Below are 20,370 nucleotides of genomic sequence, written 5' to 3'. Positions count from 1 at the left end.
ATTTAGATGAAAAAAAAAGAGGACACTCATTGAACGTGAATCCCTTTAACAGCATAAATATAAGGGATACCCTTTCCCTAAATAAACATATCAAGTAATAGAGCAAATCTAAATGCGATAAATGAAAGTAATGTCTCTAATACCATCCACATCTTAAACGTCTCTTTCACTGTTAAATCTATATATCAAAACTATTATCGTTTACAAAATGTTAAGTTTGTTTTTTGTTGAAAAAGATGGAGCGTAAAAAAAATAGAGCAGGTACCTATTTTCTAAATAAATACCTGCTTACATCATTCTACGCTTCTTTTGGAGTTGCTCTTTTACTAATCCAAACACCTAAGCCTACCATTCCCAGCCAACAACAGAATGCTAAAATAGACATTAATAACGATACTGGTAACCCCGGAATCTGCAACTTATTCTTTCCGGCAATTGTTTGGAAAAGTTGAGACCACGGGACGTCGTAGTAGATTCCAACTGTCACAATCACAATAAATACAAAGAATTGTAAACACATATTTCCAATCGATCTCCAAGTTGTATGAATGAGTAGTGAAAGCTCTCTATGTGAAGGATTATGGGTATATACATTCATATTATTTTGAGAAGAAATTATGTTAAATGTATAGCTCCCAATTGTTACAATAAAGTTACTAATGGCAGGTTTACTAAGCTAATTGCCAAAAGAATTAAAATTAACAAGAAAAAAACGATAAACATAATCATGGCTTGTTGATTTTTGTTAAAAACTTTCCCTCCTCTTTCTACGTGATGAAATAATAAAGTGCTTGTCATTGAAGAAATAGTACTAACTGAAAAACCAGAAACTAATGCGCTTCCTTCGAGCCACAGGGAAGAATCTTTAAAAAAGACAACACTAATTATCGATACAATCGTAATGAAAACTGACCAGTATAAAGATCGATGAATACCAATCTTACTAACTATAGGTATCCAAATGAACACCCCAGTCATATAGGTAGTATAAAATAAGATAGATGGCCAGTATCCTTCAAATCCAGTTGCTAATTGCAATCCATATACAATGTAAAGAAGCATTGGTGTAAAGACTGTACTTAATAGTAAGCTAAATATACATATACTCTGAACCCTGCCCCATCTTTCTCTATTGATATGTATCATACAATACCTCCACTAAAATTGAGAATTCAACTGTTTCTAATTCATATTCTATCCTGAATCATAATATTGCATATTACAAAGACCATTCATAATCATCAGATAATAATTAGGTTATTTCCCTTTAATATGTTCCCAACCGGAAGAAAAAAGTGGGTAATTAAAGTTAAGCTCTATTAAAGATTATCGCCCATTACCTTATTAAGTTAATGGACAGGATGGTTGAAGAAAGAGAATTACATATTCATGGCTTTTTAAAAGAGTGGTAACGAACAAATATTTTTTATTGTTTTTACCACTCTTTTTCTGTTTTCTCAATTAACATGAATGGCTCCTAAAATGCCTGAACTATTATTAGACACTTAACCATTGTTTTTTCCTCTAACATCCTTATATGAAAATTTTTATTATCATCATTACTAAGCCAGCTAATAATGCCGATATTGGCAGTGTAATAACCCAAGTCGTCACAATTCTTATAGCGACTCCCCAATTTACACCTCGAACACGTTTAGCGGAACCAACGCCTAAAATGGCAGATGAAGATACGTGTGTGGTTGATACTGGTAGGCCTAACATAGTAGCACCTTGCAGTACTACAAACGATGTTAAATCTGCAGCAAATCCATTGATAGGTTGAACTTTAAATATTTTTTTAGCAACAGTTTTAATAATTCGCATTCCACCAATCATTGTTCCTAGACCAATTGTCGCTGCACAAGTAATTTGTACCCAAAGTGGTACATCTAATGTAGCTTGGTAACCACCCGCTACTAAAGCAAAAACAATAATTCCCATTGTTTTTTGTCCATCATTTCCTCCATGAGAAAATGCAGCTAAACCAGAAGCTATGACTTGAAACCCTCGAAAACCACGAGTCGCACGGCGAGGATTTACGTTTTTAAAAACAATTGCTAATATTTTCATTAGAATAAATCCTACTATAAAAGCTAAAAAAGGAGAAATGATTAGGGCTTTTATAATATCTGTGAAACCTTCCCAATTTATAGAATGTATTCCTGATCCAAAAATAACAGCTCCAGCAACAGATCCGATTAAAGTGTGTGACGATGAAGAAGGAATCCCATAGTACCATGTAAACAGATTCCAAAATATAGCGGCAATAAGAGCAGCAATGACGATTAACAAGCCATTTTCAATCTGAAAAGGATCAGCAATTTTACCGCCAATCGATTTTGCTACGGCTTCTGATATTAAAGCACCTATAAAATTTAATACACCTGCATAAATAACCGCGAATCGTGGTGATAAAGCCTTTGTAGAAACTGACATTGCAATTGCATTAGCTGTATCATGAAATCCATTAATGAATTCGAAAATTAAACCAAGAATAACGATAATAATTATTGTTGTCATTAGAGCCTCCACATATTTTTTGACTGTATTAATTTTTACTCCAGAACTATATTAATACTGCTTGAACACGGTTAAGCATTCTTCATGATAATGCTTTCTAATGTGTTGGCTACATTCTGACAAAAATCCGCAATGTTTTCGAGCTCTTCATAGATTTCTTTATATTGAATAATACGAATAGGATCTTTTTCATTAGCAAACAGATTTTTAATGGATTCACGCAAAATCCCATCACATTTTGATTCCAACTCTTTAATTTTGATGGCATGATCCCTCATATTTAGTAATTTCTTTGTTGCCAACATTTCAACCGCTGCCACAATTTCAGCAGTGCAATTACGGATAGCATCAACAAACTTAAGCATATAATTATCAGCATTTACTATAGAATACATTTCAAATAGAGCAGCAGTATGTTCTAACCCATCTAAAACATCATCCATGCTCAAGGTAAGAGATAAAATATCTTCTCGTTCAATGGAAGTGATGAAAGCATTGTGTAAATCTTTGATAACTTCATGAACCAAAGAATCCCCCTCCGATTCATATTCCTTCATTTTTTCAGAAAAAATTTTAAGGTCATTAACATTTTTTAGTTTATAGTCAGCGAAATAATTAGCACTTTCTTTTAAATTTAAAGAAATATTACTTAAGTGATTTGTAAACTTGTCTTTTTTTCTTACAGCCATGCTATTACCTCCACTTTGTCCAATGAGTTTAAATATCAAGCGTGAATCATACAACCTTAATATTTCCTTATAGCACAATTCAATCCATGAATGTTAATTAAATTAAGGTGTCAAAACAATTGACCTTATATTAAGCTAAGGGGTTGCGCTAGTTGAAGAAAACATATAAAAAAGTCATATCGTTTATAAAGTGAACCGAATCTTACTAATTGAAAGGATTTCAGATTCCCTTATTTCACTAACAGGAAGGTTTACCGAAATAAGAAATGTTTGGCATAAAAAAGAGCACTATTGCGAGTAAATAGTGCTCTTTTCTATGCCAACCGTTGAATAAAAGTCGTGTTTTTTCTTATTTCCAGGCGGACAAATATTTCTTTCGATATTTGCTATCTTCCTCGGACTCAATCAATTCCATTGCTATTTCCTTAATGCGTTCATCCTTGACTTCATCGTATCACCTTAAAATTATTAGTTATTTTGACTATACTCTTTACGTGTTCTTGTGATTTCTTCTAATCTTTCCCGGTTTACGTTATATCCAAGCCCAGCCTTTTTTGGAATAATCACTTTTCCGCCTTGCAGCGTGACTTCTGGTGAAATAATATCTTGCTCCCAGTGCCTACTAGAAGCAGAAATATCACCTGGAATCGTGAAGTTTGGGAGTGATGCTAACGCAATGTTTTGCGCGCGTGAAATCCCCATTTCAACCATACCACCGCACCAAACGGGAATACCATGCTGCTGACAATAATCATGAATTTTAATCGACTCTGCTAATCCACCCACTCGCCCAGGTTTAATGTTCACAATGCGGCAACTACCGAGCGTAATTGCCACTCTTGCGTCTTCTAAGCTATGAATACTTTCATCTAAACAAATCGGTGTTTCCATTTGTTTTTGGAGCTTGGCATGATCGAGAAAATCGTTATCTGCTAGAGGCTGTTCAATCATCATTAACTGAAATTTGTCTAACCTTTTTAATCGCTCAGTATCCGCTAACGTATACGCTGAATTCGCATCAGCCATTAATGGAATTTGTGGAAAAGCCCTTCGTATCTCCTTCAGCAACTCATAATCAAGTTCCGGCTTTATTTTCACTTTAAAACGTCTATAACCTTCTTCCGCATACATTTCAATTCTTTTTAACATATTTGGAATCGTATCTAGCCCAATCACAACACCAACTTCAATTTCTGACTGCGTCCCGCCAAGTAAAGTCGCTACTGATTGATTTTGACGTTTCGCATACAAATCCCATACGGCACCTTCTATTCCCGCTTTTGCCATACGGTTACGCTTTATATGTTGAAATACATGGGGAATTTCTGTTGGATGCGTAATTTCAGTTTTAAATAAATTTGGTAATAAAAAATCCTGGAGCATATGTAGTGCTGTTGTTACTGTTTCTTCTGTGTACCATGGCTCCGAAAAAGCAACGACTTCCCCAAAACCGATATATCCGTCCGTATCCTCAAGTTCAATGACAATACTTTCCCGCGTTTCATATGTTCCATAACTTGCTGCAAAAGGAGTAACAAGCGGCATTTCTGTTACATAAAGCGTCGCCTTTTTAATTCTCATTTACATTTCCTCCAGCAGGTGCCTTAATTCCCGTCTTAACAATTTTTTCGAAGCATTACGTGGTAGCTCATGTAAGAAATGGACTTCTTTTGGTACTTTATATTTTGCTAATTTTTCTTCACAAAATCTAATCAGTTCTTCTTCTGTTACATGGCCTGCTCTTACAATAAAAGCAGCTGGCACTTGTCCCCACCGTTCATCTGCTTTCCCAACAACACCAGCTTCTGCTACCATAGGATGCGCAAGCAGTACTTCTTCAATTTGCGCTGGATAAATATTTTCTCCGCCTGAAATAATTAAATCACTGCGGCGGTCTAATACATATAAGAATCCTTCTTCATCTAAATACCCAAGGTCACCAGTATGAAGCCAGCCATTTGTTATTGTTTCACGCGTTGCGTCCTCACGCTTAAAATAGCCATATGTTACATTGGGCCCTTTTACAACAATTTCGCCTTCTACATTTGGCGGCATAACCTTACCATCATTCTCAATTCGAAGCTGGCATGGGAAAAGAGGTTTTCCTGCTGATCCCACCTTCGTTAACATATAATCAGCTGATAGTGTGCAAATTTGTGAGGAAGTTTCCGTCATACCATATGTTTGATACACAGGAATTCCTTTTGTCACACAAGTTTCTAATAATGGCTTCGGCGCTGGCCCTCCGCCTAGTAACATGCAGCGTAAAGAGTTAGGGTATGTTTCCTCCCCAAGTCTTTCTAATAGGTCCGTTACCATCTTAGAAACGACCGATATAATTGTAACGCCTCGTTTTTTTATTGCCTCATGAATAAAATCAGGATCATATTTCGGAACGAGTAATATGCGCATACCATACATAATATTTTTCATTAAAAGAGATAGCCCGCCTACATGGAACATCGGCATACATGCTAACCAACAATCATCATCGCGAAGCCCTAAGTTCAGTGATGATCCGACAGCACTCGCCCAGTGATTACCGTAAGTTAAGATAACGCCTTTCGGTTTCCCAGTTGTCCCTGACGTATAAATAATGGTCATCGCTTCTTCTAAAGAGAACTCCTCTTGAACAACTGCATATGTCTTTTGTCCATTCACTACCTCTCCAAATGCGTAGACAGGTACCTGCTCCGTTTCAAATTCTTGGTCCGTTACTAAGCAAACAACTTCAGCATCTTCCATTTGCCAAAGTAGCTCTTCTCTTGAAAGACGTGTATTTAGAAGTACAGCTACTCCCCCTACATAAGACAAGGCATGAATTACCGTAATCATCTCGATACTATTTTTCATCAGAACAGCCACTTTTTGACCTTTTTCTACTTGTAAGTGTGAAAAGTGTTCACAAACAGATAATACTTTTTCATGCAGTTCTAAAAATGTGATTGTTTCTTCTCTCGTTTCAATCGCAGTGCGCTCTGGCGTTAAAAAGGCACGTTGCATTAACCAATTGGGCATCGTCTCCATTACACATTCTCCTTCCATGAAAGAAAGAGACTTGATGTAGAATCAAGTCTCTTGTTTTTTGCTTCCACTTTTGATCTGTCTAGCTGCAGCAGCTAGAATAGTCGGTGGCTTCGCTTCTTCCTATTCTGAACGAGCTGCTTCCGCTTTTGATCAAGGGAAACGAGGGAATTGTCCGAAGTCTGGACGGCGTTTTTCTTTGAACGCGTCGCGGCCTTCTTTTGCTTCGTCAGTTGTGTAGTACAATAACGTTGCGTCTCCCGCTAGTTGCTGGATACCAGCTAAACCGTCTGTATCTGCATTGAATGCAGCTTTTAAGAAACGAAGTGCCATTGGGCTGTTTGCTAAGATTTCTTCTGCCCATTGTACTGTTTCTGCTTCTAATTGGTCTAATGGTACAACTGTGTTTACTAAGCCCATATCAAGCGCTTCTTGTGCACTGTATTGACGGCATAGGTACCAAATTTCACGAGCTTTCTTATGGCCTACCATACGAGCTAAATAACCTGCACCGTATCCGCCATCAAAGCTACCTACTTTAGGACCAGTTTGTCCGAATACAGCGTTGTCTGCTGCGATTGTTAAGTCACATACGATATGCAGTACGTGTCCTCCGCCAATTGCATAACCTGCTACCATTGCGATAACTGGTTTAGGGATTGCGCGAATTAAACGTTGTAAGTCTAATACGTTTAAGCGTGGGATTTGGTCTTCACCTACATATCCACCATGACCGCGAACTTTTTGGTCGCCGCCAGAACAGAATGCACGTCCACCTTCACCAGTTAAAATGATAACGCCAACATTTGCATCATCGCGTGCGTGTGCAAATGCATCGATTAACTCCATTACCGTTTTAGGACGGAATGCGTTATGTACTTCAGGGCGGTTAATCGAAATTTTTGCGATACCATTGTATGTGGAATAAATAATATCTTCGTAATTGCCTTCTTTTATCCATTCAATAGCCATTACTCTTACCTCCTTTTTTATTGTGCTAATGGTTATCCACTAGCCTCTCTATAAGCGTCACTCTCTTCAAAAGAAAAAAGTGTCACCGTATGGTTTTAAGAAATCCCTCTACTATTGTACCAAACTTTTGCGGTTGTTCCACATGAATTGCATGGCCAGCTCCATCAATTTTGACAAATTTCGCGTGAGGGATGCGTTTTTGCATATTTTTTAAGATGTGAAAGAACTTTTGATCGCTCTCTCCATTCATTAATAAAACAGGCATTTTGAGCTCTGCAAGCTGATTCCACCAAGAAGGTTGCGCACCTGTTCCCATACCTCTTAAGCTATTTGCAAGTCCTCTTGGATTATTGGCAAGCCGCTCGTGTCTTACTGCCTCTTGTACATCTCGTGGCAACTTTTTTTGCGTTGTAAATAGCGGGATATTTTCCCATCTATTTACGAAGGCTTCTATTCCTTCTAATTCAATTCGATCTGCAAGCTGTTCATCTTTCATGCGGCGATCTTTCCGATCCGATTCCATCTCAAGTCCAGCTGTGCAATTCTCTAATAAAAGAGATTTCACGCGCTTTGGATATAAGCATGCCATCGTAATCGCCAGTCTTCCGCCCATCGAATAGCCAAGTATATGTGCTTTTTCGATAAGTAGATGATCTAGTAAAGCCATTATTTGTGAAGCTACATTTTGAATATCATAATGCGTAAGTTCCTCGGGGCTTTCTGTTTTCCCATGTCCAACAAGATCAACTGTGATGACTTGGAACTGCTTACTCCACGAAGGAATAAACGCACGCCACGTTTCCATGCTACCCGTAAAACCATGAAGAAGTAGAAGCGGCTCTCCACTTCCCACTACTTCATATTCATATATTACACCTTCTAGCGTTACTTTCACTCTGCTTCACCTTGCAATAATGCTGTAACAGTCTTTGATGTATTGGCCCATAATTCACGGTGTAACTGCAAGTTCTCTTCTCGATTTGTACAAATTTCCACAACATGTAACCCTTTTTCCATTGTTCCTTTTTGTACTTCTTCACGAAATGCTTCCCAACCATTTACACGTGCAAATGAACCTCCGTACATTTTGACAACATGTTCATAATCAAGTCCAATCGGTGTTCCAAATAATGATTCAAAATGTTCTTTTGACTCGTATTGCGGTAGGAACGAGAAGATGCCACCACCATCATTATTTACAACAACAATTGTTACGTTTAAATCATGTAATTTTGCTGCTAGTAATCCATTTAGGTCATGATAAAATGATAAATCACCAATTACTAATACGAGCGGCTCACAAACAGTACTCGCTCCTAGGGCTGTTGAAATAATTCCATCAATTCCATTCACACCACGGTTTGCCATGACATGAATTTTTTTATCTGTGTTAAAGAAAAATGTATCTGTGTCACGAATTGGCATACTGTTGCTGGCAAATAACGTCGCTTCCTCTGGTAACACATGCACAATATCTGTAATCACTTTTCCTTCAAACGCTGTTTCATATGTTTCGATTTCACGAAGCTTTTTCTTCGTTTTATCGTTTATATGTTTCCACATCCCGCACCAATCATTCTGTTCTCGCTTTTGCATATTATCTATAATTGCTTTACAAAACGAGACGTCGCTTGCACATACAACTTCCGTCGCTACAAGAGCTGGATCTCTCCATTTTCCTGATTCATCTACAACGATATGGACAGCAGTCTCTTGTTTCTTTATATATTGCGTTAATGCTTTCGATACAGGCATACCGCCAAAACGAATAATGACATCTGGCTTCCATGCATCCTTTAACAATTCATTTCGTAAAAATGTATCATAGCAATCGATTACCATTGATTTATCATGATCACCGCTTCGAAGGCCTGAAAGCGGATCTCCTAAAATTGGATACCCGGTTTGTTCAGCAAACTGCGTGATACCTTCAGCAATCTCTGGATGACTATCGTCTCCACAAACAATAAGCCCCTTTTCCATACTCGAAAGGCGCTCTGTAAGAGAACTTACATATTCACTCGTCATCGTCATGCTTCCTTGATGAACTGCCCCTGTATATTCACCTCGTCCTTTTTCCCATAATTCCTCTAAAGAAAAGTCAGGGATCAATGGCTCCCGAAGTGGAAAATTAATATGGACAGGTCCCTTTGGTACAAGCAATGCACTTGCAACAGCACGCCCAGCTGTCATACGAGCATAATGATACATAGGCTCTCTAGCTTCTGGCAGTGCCATCTCCATAAACTGTTTCACAAAGGAGCCATATAAGTTCAGCTGATTCATTGCCTGCGGTGCACCAACATCTCTTAGTTCATGTGGTCTATCTGCTGTTAAGACAAGCAGTGGTACACGTGAATGAAAAGCTTCACAAATTGCTGGATAATAGTTCGCTGCAGCTGTCCCTGATGTACATAAAATCGCTACAGGGCGCTTCTTCGCTTTCGCAATCCCGAGCGCAAAAAAGGCAGCTGATCGTTCATCTACATGCAAATATGTTTTTATCTGTTCATGTTGCTGCATTAGTAAGGCTAGCGGTGTTGACCGTGAACCTGGACTAATGACAACATCACATACATTTAGACACGCTAGTTCGTCCACAAACGCGCCTAAATAATATGATAATGCTTCTATATGATTATTCATTTCATTAATTCCTCCAAAGCACTAAGCATCGGTCTAAACTTCAAACTTGTTTCTTCATATTCAAGCTGTGGTACTGAATCAATCACAATACCGCAGCCGGCAAATAAGGATGCCTTGTCACCATTCAATAGCCCGCAGCGCAGTGCTACCGCAAATTCACCGTTCCCTTTGTCATCTATCCAGCCGATTGGTGCTCCGTACAATCCACGGTCTAATAACTCTACATCACGAATGAGTTTCATTGCTTCAAGGCGAGGCGTACCACCAAGTGCTGGCGTTGGATGCAGTTCTTCCACCATCGAAAGAAGCGATGCGTCACCTTTTGCTTCAACTGGTGTATATAAATGTAATAAATTTTTTGTTGTTAATAAACCTGGGCGCTGCGGAATATTGACTGATTTACAATGCTCTGTTAATACACCGCGAATCATATTTACTACATAACCATGCTCTGCTAAATTCTTTTCATCATGAAGAAGTGCATCACCATTTTGCTTACTTTCTTCTATAGAATTACCATGACCAATCGAACCAGCAAGACACATCGACGTAAATTTCTCGCCTTCTTTTCGAATTAATCTCTCAGGCGTTGCTCCTAAGAAGCATGCCCCTTTATAATCGAAGGAAAATAGGTAACAATCCGGTTGTCCAATGCGGAGTGCTTCTAAAACACGAGCAGAATCAATATTTTGATCCATCACTAGTTTTAACTCTCTCGCTAATACAACCTTCTGTACGCTTCCTTTTTTCATTTCATCCTGCACTTTTACAATCGCGTTCATCCAGCCTTTTGGATCAACTTCTACTTTAGAAGTTACCGTTAATTTTGCTTCTGCAAGCGGACGCTTATTCTCTTGCAAAATTCTTTCTTCTAGAGAGACAATTTCTTCATAAATCTTCTCTGCACAATCTTCCGCTGAAACAAATGTATTAATCGTCAACCATGCCTTTTCATTTTTTACTGTTAAAAGAAAAGTCGGTAACGATAATGTTGTATCTTTAAATTCTTTCCAAAGATCCGTTTGTTCTTTTTCTGGATCAAATGAAAAACCACCAAATAAAAGTGGACCCGTTCCAAATTCATATTCTTCCCTGTGAACAATTGCTTTCTCCTGTACTTTACTCCACTCTTCGCGGGCATTTTGAAAGCGTTTGTCAGAAGAATTTGCTATAGTGAAAACAGAGCCAATTCCAGCAAATATGACATGCTGCGCTGGGTCTGCAAAATAACATCTATTTTCGGATGCAATCCGTTTTCCTGCTGCATAAAAAAGAAGCGGATCCATCCAATCTATTTGTTTTACAAAACTAACCAATGTTTTTTCATTCGTCGCACGTTCAATAGCTGTAACAAGCACTTCTTGTAAATCTTTTTGTTTCGTCTGAATCACAAAGTCTCCCCCCTATGGGCGAAAAATAGTCATAAATACGCTTGATTTTAAGATACACCTCAAACGAAAGCCCTGTCAACGTTTAGCATTTCTGAGAAATTCACCTTCCGTTCCTAGAAAATAAACGTTGACACTAAATGATGCTTTTCCTACACTTAATTGTGTACTTTATGTGACAGGAGGAATCAACATGGAAATGAAAATAGAAACGAATTCCTCTCCTATGCCGCCAAAGCCAAGTAAGCAAACTGGTTGGCGCATTTGGTGGAGTTTATTGCGTCCTCATACATTAACAGCAGCTTTTGTTCCTGTTTTTATCGGAACAGCTTATGCAATGCAAGTAGGCGGTATTAATCAAATACATCTCCCTCTTTTCTTTATCATGCTTCTTGCTTGTCTTCTCATTCAAGCAGCAACAAACATGTTTAACGAATACTTTGATTATAAAAGAGGGTTAGATCATGAAGGTTCAGTCGGAATCGGCGGTGCAATTGTCCGCGACGGCATTCAGCCAAAAACAGTACTGAACTTAGCATTTGGATTTTTCGGTATCGCGATGCTATTAGGCGTTTATATTTGTATGAACTCTAGCTGGTGGCTTGCTGCAATCGGTCTTGTTTGTATGGCTGTTGCTTACCTTTATACAGGTGGTCCACTTCCGATTGCCTATACACCTTTTGGAGAATTAACAGCAGGATTATTTATGGGTGTTATTATTATTGGTATTTCATTTTTCATCCAGACAGGAACTGTAACATCAGAAATTATTTTAGTATCCATTCCAAATTCAATTTTAATTGGAGCGATTTTACTTTCCAACAACATTCGTGATTTAGATGGAGACAAAGAAAACGGCCGTAACACATTAGCAATTATTGTTGGACGTGAGAACGCAATAGGTGTCCTTGCTTCTATGTTTATCGTTTCCTACATTTGGACGATTGCCCTCATCATTGTCGGAATCGTATCTCCATGGATGCTGATCGTGTTCCTAAGTGCACCGAAAGCATTTAAAGCGACAAAAGGATTTATCGGCAAAAGCATTCCAATGGAAATGGCACCCGCAATGGTTGCGACTGCAAAAACAAATACAATCTTTGGTTTCTTAATGGGAATCGGATTGTTACTTGGATATTTCCTATAAAAAAGGAGCTGCTAGAGCAGCTTCTTTTTTCATTTTCAAAATATATCGGCGGTTCGACACAACCTATCGATCGTTCGACATTTCACGACGCTGCTATCTCTCTAAATTCCTCCTCATAATTCCCACAATCCAGCTCATACTACATAAAGAAACCGAATTGTAGGAAGGTGGATACAATGTTAACTCCACAACAAACCAATCATTTTAAGTCTATTTTAGAAAAGCAAAAACAAGAGCTAGAACAAACGCTGCAAAATCATGAGGGTGAAGACCGTGCTTCTGAACGGGAATCTGTGGGAGAATTATCAGCTTATGATAATCACCCTGGCGATATGGGTACCGAATTATACGAACGCGAAAAAGATTTTGGACTGATTGAATTTTGGCATAAGCAACTGCAAGATACAAAACACGCCTTGCAAAAAATTGAAGCTGGCACATACGGTGTTTGCGAAGTTTCTGGTGAAGAAATTCCGCTAGAAAGATTAGAAGCAATGCCGACCGCTACAACTTGTATTGAACATACAACGAATAAATTGAACCTAGATGCACGTCCTATTGAAGAAGAATTAGTAGAGCCACCGTTTGGCAAATATGATATGGATAGTGCCGTAGGATACGATGCAGAGGATGCTTGGCAGGACGTCGCTTTATATGGAACATCAGAAACACCATCGGATTTAGAACGCCGCGATTCTAAAAACTTTAATGAAATGTATGTAGACGCTGAAGAACCTCGCGGTTACGTAGAAGATTTTGAGAACTTCATCGGAACAGATATGTATGGAAAGAATCCGCAAGTTTATGCGACAGAAGCACATGAGGAATATGAACAAATGCTAGATGATTTTGAAGAACGCACTTATAAAGGGGAATTATCTTCGGATGAGTCTGGTTCGAAGGCATAAAAAAAGCATTCCGAAATTCGGAATGCTTTTTTCTCGCTAGCTAATTAGTTTTTTGTAACGTTAGCAGCTTGTGGTCCACGGTTACCTTCAACGATTTCGAAAGAAACTTCTTGACCTTCTTCTAAAGTTTTGAAGCCGTCACCTTGGATAGCTGAGAAATGTACGAATACATCGTCTCCACCTTCAACTTCGATGAAACCGAAACCTTTTTCGCTGTTAAACCATTTAACTTTACCTGTTTGCATGTCATGTACCTCCTAAATAAAAATGAAACTATGAATCCACATGAAAAGGTGGATATAAAGGACATGATGTATCTCAGACCTAACGCCTTGAATTAAACACGCTTTATTTCCGTACCACATTATGTAGCTCAATAGTGATTTCACTATATCACGCTATATCAAAAACGTCAAATGAGAACACTTTCATTTCAGCATTTTTCTCATGTTTTTTTTAAAAGTTCACAAAATATGTAAACTATATAAATCCAAATTGAAAAACCGACATAAAACTTAATTTTTTATTTAAGTGTAAGGGAACATCCGACCTTGCATAGAAACGGTCATATCCTTTTCCAGCACATACCATATGAAAACAAAAAGAGAAAATGAGTGGAGGTCCCTTCTTATTTTTACAGCAGTGACTTAAATGTTGAAAAATCAAAATGGGTTTTTATTTGAAAATTAACAAAACTACAGTTTTCTAATCTCATTAATTTCTGTACAATATTAGTATCCACTACATATGAGGTGAAAATAATGAAAGCACATGAAATTGAGTATAAATTATACGGCGATGATATGCAGTTCGTTGAAATTGAATTAGATCCAGAGGAAAGTGTTATTGCAGAAGCTGGTGCAATGATGATGATGGAAGACCATATTGAAATGGAAACAGTCTTCGGTGACGGTGCTGGAAAATCTAGCGGTCTTTTCGGTAAACTAATGGGTGCTGGAAAGCGTCTCGTTACAGGTGAGAGTATGTTTATGACTGTATTCACAAATACAGGTCATGGCAAACGTCACGTATCATTTGCTGCACCGTATCCTGGGAAAATCGTCCCAGTTGATTTAAGAGAGTATCAAGGAAAAGTCGTTTGTCAAAAGGACGCTTTCCTTTGTGCAGCCAAAGGGGTTTCAATCGGAATTGAATTCACGAAAAAAATCGGTAGCGGCTTTTTCGGCGGTGAAGGCTTCATTATGCAAAAGCTTGAAGGTGACGGACTTGCTTTCATGCATGCAGGTGGAACAATCTATAAACGAGAACTAAAACCTGGCGAGAGATTACGTATCGATACGGGTTGTCTCGTTGCGATGACAAAAGATGTTGACTACGATATTCAATTTGTAGGAAATGTGAAAACTGCTCTATTCGGCGGAGAAGGTTTATTCTTCGCAACGTTAGAAGGTCCAGGAACTGTTTGGCTTCAATCCTTAACATTAAGCCGTTTAGCAGCACGTCTTACAAATCCTGCAGCTCAAAGTAGCGGAGAAGGTAGCGTGTTAGGTGGACTTGGTCGCCTATTAGATGGTAAAGAATAAAAAACAAATCGCTACGTCATAAGACGTAGCGATTTTTCACTTATCCTCTTCTTCTGTAGGACTATACATACCGTTTTGAATCATATAATACTCCATTGCTCGTTTTAACCATTCTTCCTCTTCCTTTGTATACGGAGACGGAATCATATTCTCATACTGATCTTCCATATTTTCTAATTCATTCAAAGAATATACCGCCTCTTCTCCCACATATGTAAGAGTTGCCTTCATATGTTGATCGACAAGCTTCTGTACCTCTGGATCATGGACTGGCTTCCCAAATAATCTCTTTACTTCCTTCGACAACTGAATAAATTCTTTATCCAATGCCACCATCTCTTCTTCAGATTTATCGTATAACCGATCAACGACTTCCTTATCCATGTATTCCTCAAGCCATAGGCGTTGTTCCCTTTCTTTTTGTATATTACGAATTAAACTCATTAAAATGGCGCTATCTGCTTGCCCTTCATCTTCTAATAAAGTAATTGTTCGATTAATTGCTTTCAAAGAAGTTTCGATATGTTCCTTTTTTTCTTCAAAAGCTTGTTTCTGACTTTGTAATGTTTCTTTTAAGCTTACGTTAAAGCTAGCCATATTTATCATTACACGTATTTCATCTAAACTATATCCTAAAAATTTAAGACTCACTATCTTTTGCAACGTTAAGATATCTTTATTTTTATATATTCGATGTCTGGAACTAAAATGTTTTTCTGGTGTTAGTAATCCAATTTCATCATAATAATGTAGCGTCCGTATTGATGTGCCTGTTCTTTTAGAAAACTCTCCAATTGAATAATTTTCACTTTTACTCATCTTAATTTCCCCCTACATTCTTTTTACCGATGTGGTTACCCAAATCATACTTCCTCACGTAACTGGAGGTTCAAGTGTTAATTAGTAAAAAACATTCACTTTTTTATCTCGCTTTGTTTTAAAGCTACTCAAAGAATGATTCCCCTCTTTGAATCATATATTGAACTATACTTTTCTTCTTGAGGAGGGCTTTCTTGATGCGTGCTCCTTTATCCTTTGACAAAGATACCGCCATATTGTTAGCTTCTTGCTGCGAGTTAACATATGAACAATATAAACAAAATGGAGTTTTTCAAATACCTGATGGATTTCAATATGTACAAGGTTTTCAAGCTAAAGCGCTTCAAACAACAGAATGGTTTGGTTTCATCTTAGAATCTGAAGATACCATCATCGTTGCCTTTCGGGGAACACAAACGGAGCCAGATTGGGTTATTGATTCTCTTGTTAATCAAAAGCCTTATCCATATGCACTAAATAGCGGCAACGTTCATAACGGCTTTCTCTCTACTTACGAGTCTTGCCGCGATACGATTATGGATATGCTCGTCTCTTTACCAGCACATAAAACACTTCTTGCTACAGGACATAGCCTAGGCGGAGCACTTGCTACACTACACATATTAGATGCACGCGTTAACACTGCATTTGCACAATACGGTCTCTATAACTTCGCTTCTCCAAAGGTTGGGGATATCATCTTTCGAAACTACTATAAGCTGCAAGTAGCCAGCAGCTTTCGCTTCGTTAATTTATTCGATGTCGTCCCTCTTCTTCCCCCTCGTAAATTACATTTTAATGACCAAGACTGGGAATATGCACATGTTCATCACAATATGACATTTACGAAAAACACAAAATCCATCACTAACAACCATTCCATGACAACATACAAAGCATGTCTGACTTCTCATTTTTGATACGGAAACATTTGGAAACACAATGATAGTATATTATAATAATATATGTAACTAACTTCGGATGAGGGGACCATACATGCTAAAATATTTCTTTGCAATTTTTCTCGTTATAATTTTTGCAGTCACAGGTTTCTTTACATTCTCATACTTCGCTACAGAGGAATATGGTGGGACTGGTATGCTGTATTCGGTGACGCCTTATATCTCCATAGTGGAATAATCAAAAACAGCTTGGAAGTTTCCAAGCTGTTTTTGCTTTGCATACCTTTACTTTACGAATTCAATTCATTCTCCTTCATAAAGTGAAACTTTAATCAGTGTTTTTTTCTTCATCCCCCACTGATTATTAGCCCTCACCAATCCGGTTTTTATGAACAGTTTAACTGTCTAGTTTAATCATGATACGTCACTAAATCTGTAAAATAAAAGAAGTACTTTATACGAATCTATTACCCTATAATTCTATAAATCGTATGAATTTTATTTATACTAGCAGTTATTAAAACGGTAATATCAATCACTGTTCATTATTATTCTAAATATGAATCTATCCAAATAGCGTATTCAATAATGTAATACATATCAGCCAAACAAAAAGCCCTGCATTAATTAGTAAATTTAAAATACCGATAAAAGCTGTTTTGCCACTCCGTACTCCTTGTAAACCTATAATACTTATGACAAAAGATCCAAATAGCACACTAATCGCAAAATACTCTGGAGGTATCCCTGTAAACTTCCCGAAATAATAACCAAAAGGAGTCAAAGAAAATATAAAAATAAATACTATACAAACCCAACAACTAATTAAAGACCAGAATAAAGTTTTTTGCATTCTGTTGCTCCTTATATGATATATACAGCTAAAATTTTTTATAATTCTATCTATAAATACTTCTATCCATCGCTTTCACATATTCCCAATCATCTCTCAACTGCTTTTTCTTATCCTTTATTTCCTCCACAGAATGCTTCAACTCTTTTTGTAAATTCTCTAAATCTTCAATCTCTTTTTCCCTGCACCATTTTGTGACCATCCTGCCTGTATCAAACTATGTATATCATTACAACTTCATGATTCTTAATCTCTTCCATCAAGTTTTTTAAGCATTTAAAACCTTCTTCTATATCATTCTCATTAAAATATATATGTTTCATTTTTTCAACCACCCAAACCCTGTATAGTTTTCATCCGTACGTTGATACTCATCTTTTTTCTTCTGAACAAATTCACTAATTTCATAGGCCCTTGCTGCATATATACGACTTGTTGTATCTAATGCTTGATGTAATTCGCGAATTTTTCTTCCTATTCGTTCACTTTGTGTAGAACTAAAACAACGCATGACTTCTTCAATCACTCTTGGAACTTGATTGTAAAACTGTTCTGCACTATATCGCATCTTACGAGCCGCTTCTTCCAACACAACTAAATCAACTTGAATCTCACCATTAGCTGAAACAGACACTCCTTTTCTTGGAGATTCTGATATTTGCTCTTTTGTATCCCAATTCATTAAAAAATCATTTGCAATATTTCCATCTTTATCGAATTTAAAATGATTTAAATAATGCCACCCTGGCTTATCGCTTACTGAATCAACAAAACGTTCTAGATTCTCTTTCAACATCCAAAAACCAGACTCATAATTATGTTTTTCAGGAGGTGCAATATAATATGTCGTTCCTATATGTTTTTCACCTTCAAACGCACCTGCACAATTGAGTCCTTTGGATGTACATAACTTGTTATTTTATGCTTAAAATACCCTTCTTCAACCATTCTCCTTACATCTTCTGGCAATAAATGTTGAACATTGGGAGCATTATAAGAAACACAAGGAACGTCATTCATTGCTGCTGCATATTCTGCATTTGCACCACCTAAAGAATGACCTGTCGTCGATATATTTGCATCAGGATACTTTTTCTTCATTGCCTTTACTATAAGATCCGCTTCTAAAAATTGATTATAATCACTTTTCATACCCTTTTCTGTTCCATCAGCAGTCATACGATTAGTATGATAAACGCTACTCGCTTTATCCAAAATATACATAGCATCTGTCACAGCATCTGGGTACCCTGAAGCAAATCCACCTTCTTTTTTTACTATATCCCCCCCTCTGTTCCTCTAAACGCAACAGTAATATCATCTGGCTTACCATCACCATTTGTATCTCTTCCATACACTACACTATCCATGCCTGTCTCTTTATCATGAAAACTCTCTATCGGCTTCCAAGAATCTATTATTTCACCAGCCTCATTCCTAACATCAACACTTTTTGCTCTCTTATCATCACTTTTATAACTATCATCTGCTAATGTCCTATAAGCTAAATCGGAAGTCTTTGCCATCCCTTTCCTCTCCTTGTAAAATATTATATCCTTATTGCAGACTATTTTTTTAGAAAGAAGGTAATATATTGAAGAAAAAGAATATTTTTCTTTCTGTTTTCATCACACTACTTATCATTATAGGAGGAGTATATATCATGAAAGAAAAGCAAAAAAACGAAGCTAAAGAACAAGAACAAAAAAAAGAAGCTATGATACAAAAATCAAAGGAAGTAGCTATTGCTACAATAAAAAAAGACTTAGGTGTTGAAATGATTGTAACTAGTTATCAATTAGAACCTACTATACGAGTTATTTTTATTTACGGTCACCCAAAGGGGGATAAAAATAATAAATTAAATGTATCCATTTCATATGAAGAAAATTACTTAGTTACTTCAATCGGATATGATTACTTGCCACAAAAAGACTAATATCTAGTTGTTTCATTACGAAATAATTATAAGAAAAAACTGACTAAAAACTTACTTTTTCTTGTTCTATTATTTATAGTCTCATACTTTGCTACAGAGGAATACAGTGGAACTGATATGTTATATTCAGTAGCGCCTTATATTTCAATAGCAAGCTAAAAAAATTAAAAAGCTTGGAAACTTCCAAGCTTTTTGACTTTACCGGGAACTATCATATTCTTGTTTCAAAAGAGAATATACCTTAGAATCACAATATGTCTCATTGATTTTTACACTTTGTCTCAATGTTCCTTCATAGGTCATCTTTAACTTTTGCATCACTCGTTCAGACGCTATATTTTTCACGTCACATCTTCCTTCAATACGATTCAAACTTAACTCCTGAAATCCAAACTTTATAAGCTCTTCTAACGCTTCAACAATGATGCCCTTTCCCCAATACAACGGACTGATAACCGCTCCTAAAGAAGCACTACTGTGCGGTAATGTCCAAATACCACAAGTTCCTATCGCTTTTTGATTCTCCTGAAAAATAACGGACCAAACAAAAGACTTACCTTCCTTTGTTGTTTCTATCATCTTCTCTAATAAACTTTGAGTCTCTTCTTTATTTTCATGTATATTTCGAGGTACATATGTAGTCGTTTGAGGATTCGAATAGACTTCAAATAAATCGTCTAAATGAGGCATATCTAATTTTGTTAGTAGCAGACGCTTTGTTTCTAATTTCGGAAGTTCATAGCTATTTTGCATACTTTCACCTCGGTTCATAATTACTTTATCCACTTTTTTCATAATAAAAAGAATCCAATACTAAAATATAACGTACTTATTTTTATATTCTCCAATCTATAAATAAAAGCCCCTCCAAATCCTCACAAGGGACTCTATATTATTCCTATATATTCATTTTGATTTTTAGGCATAAAAGTCGCTGCTATGAAGGAACACAGTACCCTCCACTCTTTTTCTCCTTTTGTCTTCACTTGGCATGGAAAAAGGATCTAACCGCTTCTATC

General features: G+C 37.1%; 21 protein-coding genes and 2 pseudogenes. 6 read left to right on the top strand and 17 right to left on the bottom strand.

The features are described 5' to 3' along the window. Positions 1–77 precede the first annotated feature (77 nt). The 10 genes and pseudogenes from J4P91_RS29605 to J4P91_RS22565 all read right to left on the bottom strand — a co-directional run. Positions 78–185, bottom strand: a pseudogene (locus J4P91_RS29605) (GntT/GntP/DsdX family permease); the annotation flags it as partial. A 113-nt stretch (positions 186–298) separates the two neighbouring features. After that, a pseudogene (locus J4P91_RS22605) lies at positions 299–1,062 on the bottom strand (hypothetical protein). Between the two features lie 471 nt (positions 1,063–1,533). Next, positions 1,534–2,520 carry an inorganic phosphate transporter gene (locus J4P91_RS22600; protein WP_207995911.1) on the bottom strand — a complete coding sequence of 329 codons (987 nt, stop codon included), beginning with the start codon at positions 2,518–2,520 and terminating at the stop codon, positions 1,534–1,536. Positions 2,521–2,591: 71 nt separating this feature from the next. Continuing rightward, the gene (locus tag J4P91_RS22595; RefSeq protein ID WP_207995910.1) at positions 2,592–3,209 is read right to left on the bottom strand and encodes a DUF47 domain-containing protein; all 618 of its coding nucleotides are present in this window, start codon (positions 3,207–3,209) and stop codon (positions 2,592–2,594) included. Between the two features lie 468 nt (positions 3,210–3,677). Beyond that, complete coding sequence (menC, locus tag J4P91_RS22590) at positions 3,678–4,790, bottom strand: o-succinylbenzoate synthase (protein ID WP_207995909.1); 1,113 nt, start codon at positions 4,788–4,790, stop codon at positions 3,678–3,680. After that, positions 4,791–6,236 carry an o-succinylbenzoate--CoA ligase gene (locus J4P91_RS22585; RefSeq protein WP_207995908.1) on the bottom strand — a complete coding sequence of 482 codons (1,446 nt, stop codon included), beginning with the start codon at positions 6,234–6,236 and terminating at the stop codon, positions 4,791–4,793. A 150-nt stretch (positions 6,237–6,386) separates the two neighbouring features. After that, complete coding sequence (gene menB, locus J4P91_RS22580; protein ID WP_207995907.1) at positions 6,387–7,205, bottom strand: 1,4-dihydroxy-2-naphthoyl-CoA synthase; 819 nt, start codon at positions 7,203–7,205, stop codon at positions 6,387–6,389. Positions 7,206–7,287: 82 nt separating this feature from the next. Beyond that, positions 7,288–8,100 (bottom strand): 2-succinyl-6-hydroxy-2,4-cyclohexadiene-1-carboxylate synthase, encoded by an 813-nt coding sequence (menH, locus tag J4P91_RS22575; protein ID WP_207995906.1) that lies wholly within the window; start codon positions 8,098–8,100, stop codon positions 7,288–7,290. After that, entirely contained in the window at positions 8,097–9,851 is a 1,755-nt protein-coding gene (menD, locus tag J4P91_RS22570) for a 2-succinyl-5-enolpyruvyl-6-hydroxy-3-cyclohexene-1-carboxylic-acid synthase (protein WP_207995905.1), read from the bottom strand. Before menD ends, menH begins: the two co-directional genes overlap by 4 nt. Continuing rightward, positions 9,848–11,242 (bottom strand): isochorismate synthase, encoded by a 1,395-nt coding sequence (locus J4P91_RS22565; protein WP_207995904.1) that lies wholly within the window; start codon positions 11,240–11,242, stop codon positions 9,848–9,850. The genes menD and J4P91_RS22565 overlap by 4 nt, the downstream gene beginning before the upstream one ends. A 190-nt stretch (positions 11,243–11,432) precedes the next feature. Here J4P91_RS22565 and J4P91_RS22560 point away from each other — a divergent pair, with 190 nt between their 5' ends. Then, positions 11,433–12,386: a 1,4-dihydroxy-2-naphthoate polyprenyltransferase gene (locus J4P91_RS22560; protein ID WP_017153673.1), complete on the top strand. Its 954-nt coding sequence runs from the start codon at positions 11,433–11,435 to the stop codon at positions 12,384–12,386. A gap of 176 nt (positions 12,387–12,562) precedes the next feature. Beyond that, a complete protein-coding gene (locus J4P91_RS22555; protein WP_207995903.1) occupies positions 12,563–13,294 on the top strand; it encodes a yteA family sporulation protein in 732 nt (243 codons plus the stop codon). Positions 13,295–13,338: 44 nt separating this feature from the next. Here the strand turns inward: J4P91_RS22555 and cspD are convergent, their stop codons facing one another. Beyond that, on the bottom strand, positions 13,339–13,539 hold the full coding sequence (gene cspD / locus J4P91_RS22550) for a cold-shock protein CspD (RefSeq protein WP_001193054.1): 201 nt from the start codon (positions 13,537–13,539) through the stop codon (positions 13,339–13,341). A gap of 516 nt (positions 13,540–14,055) precedes the next feature. Between cspD and J4P91_RS22545 the strand changes: the two genes are divergently transcribed. Further along, complete coding sequence (locus J4P91_RS22545) at positions 14,056–14,838, top strand: TIGR00266 family protein (RefSeq protein WP_207995902.1); 783 nt, start codon at positions 14,056–14,058, stop codon at positions 14,836–14,838. Positions 14,839–14,874: 36 nt separating this feature from the next. On the opposite strand, the gene J4P91_RS22540 is transcribed toward J4P91_RS22545, so the two are convergent. Continuing rightward, the gene (locus tag J4P91_RS22540) at positions 14,875–15,657 is read right to left on the bottom strand and encodes a MerR family transcriptional regulator (RefSeq protein WP_207995901.1); all 783 of its coding nucleotides are present in this window, start codon (positions 15,655–15,657) and stop codon (positions 14,875–14,877) included. 197 nt (positions 15,658–15,854) lie between these two features. Here J4P91_RS22540 and J4P91_RS22535 point away from each other — a divergent pair, with 197 nt between their 5' ends. Together J4P91_RS22535 and J4P91_RS22530 are read left to right on the top strand one after the other, a co-directional pair. Beyond that, entirely contained in the window at positions 15,855–16,577 is a 723-nt protein-coding gene (locus J4P91_RS22535; protein WP_207995900.1) for a lipase family protein, read from the top strand. 76 nt (positions 16,578–16,653) lie between these two features. Then, positions 16,654–16,797 carry a hypothetical protein gene (locus J4P91_RS22530; RefSeq protein WP_207995899.1) on the top strand — a complete coding sequence of 48 codons (144 nt, stop codon included), beginning with the start codon at positions 16,654–16,656 and terminating at the stop codon, positions 16,795–16,797. A gap of 327 nt (positions 16,798–17,124) precedes the next feature. On the opposite strand, the gene J4P91_RS22525 is transcribed toward J4P91_RS22530, so the two are convergent. From J4P91_RS22525 to J4P91_RS22510, 4 genes are all read right to left on the bottom strand, one after another. Continuing rightward, the gene (locus tag J4P91_RS22525; protein WP_207995898.1) at positions 17,125–17,412 is read right to left on the bottom strand and encodes a hypothetical protein; all 288 of its coding nucleotides are present in this window, start codon (positions 17,410–17,412) and stop codon (positions 17,125–17,127) included. A 319-nt stretch (positions 17,413–17,731) separates the two neighbouring features. Further along, positions 17,732–18,208: a hypothetical protein gene (locus J4P91_RS22520; RefSeq protein ID WP_207995897.1), complete on the bottom strand. Its 477-nt coding sequence runs from the start codon at positions 18,206–18,208 to the stop codon at positions 17,732–17,734. A gap of 56 nt (positions 18,209–18,264) precedes the next feature. After that, complete coding sequence (locus J4P91_RS22515; protein ID WP_207995896.1) at positions 18,265–18,648, bottom strand: lipase family protein; 384 nt, start codon at positions 18,646–18,648, stop codon at positions 18,265–18,267. A gap of 41 nt (positions 18,649–18,689) precedes the next feature. Then, a complete protein-coding gene (locus J4P91_RS22510) occupies positions 18,690–18,938 on the bottom strand; it encodes a hypothetical protein (protein ID WP_207995895.1) in 249 nt (82 codons plus the stop codon). A gap of 137 nt (positions 18,939–19,075) precedes the next feature. Between J4P91_RS22510 and J4P91_RS22505 the strand changes: the two genes are divergently transcribed. Further along, positions 19,076–19,351, top strand: coding sequence for a hypothetical protein (locus J4P91_RS22505; protein ID WP_207995894.1), 276 nt, complete (start codon positions 19,076–19,078; stop codon positions 19,349–19,351). A 198-nt stretch (positions 19,352–19,549) separates the two neighbouring features. On the opposite strand, the gene J4P91_RS22500 is transcribed toward J4P91_RS22505, so the two are convergent. After that, a complete protein-coding gene (locus J4P91_RS22500; protein ID WP_207995929.1) occupies positions 19,550–20,104 on the bottom strand; it encodes a GNAT family N-acetyltransferase in 555 nt (184 codons plus the stop codon). Positions 20,105–20,370: the final 266 nt, after the last annotated feature.

Origin of the sequence: Bacillus sp. XF8, from assembly GCF_017498755.1 — a bacterium.
Lineage (GTDB): Bacteria > Bacillota > Bacilli > Bacillales > Bacillaceae_G > Bacillus_A > Bacillus_A bingmayongensis.
Note: the sequence above shows the minus strand (reverse complement) of the source record. Positions and strands in the feature narration are given on the sequence as shown.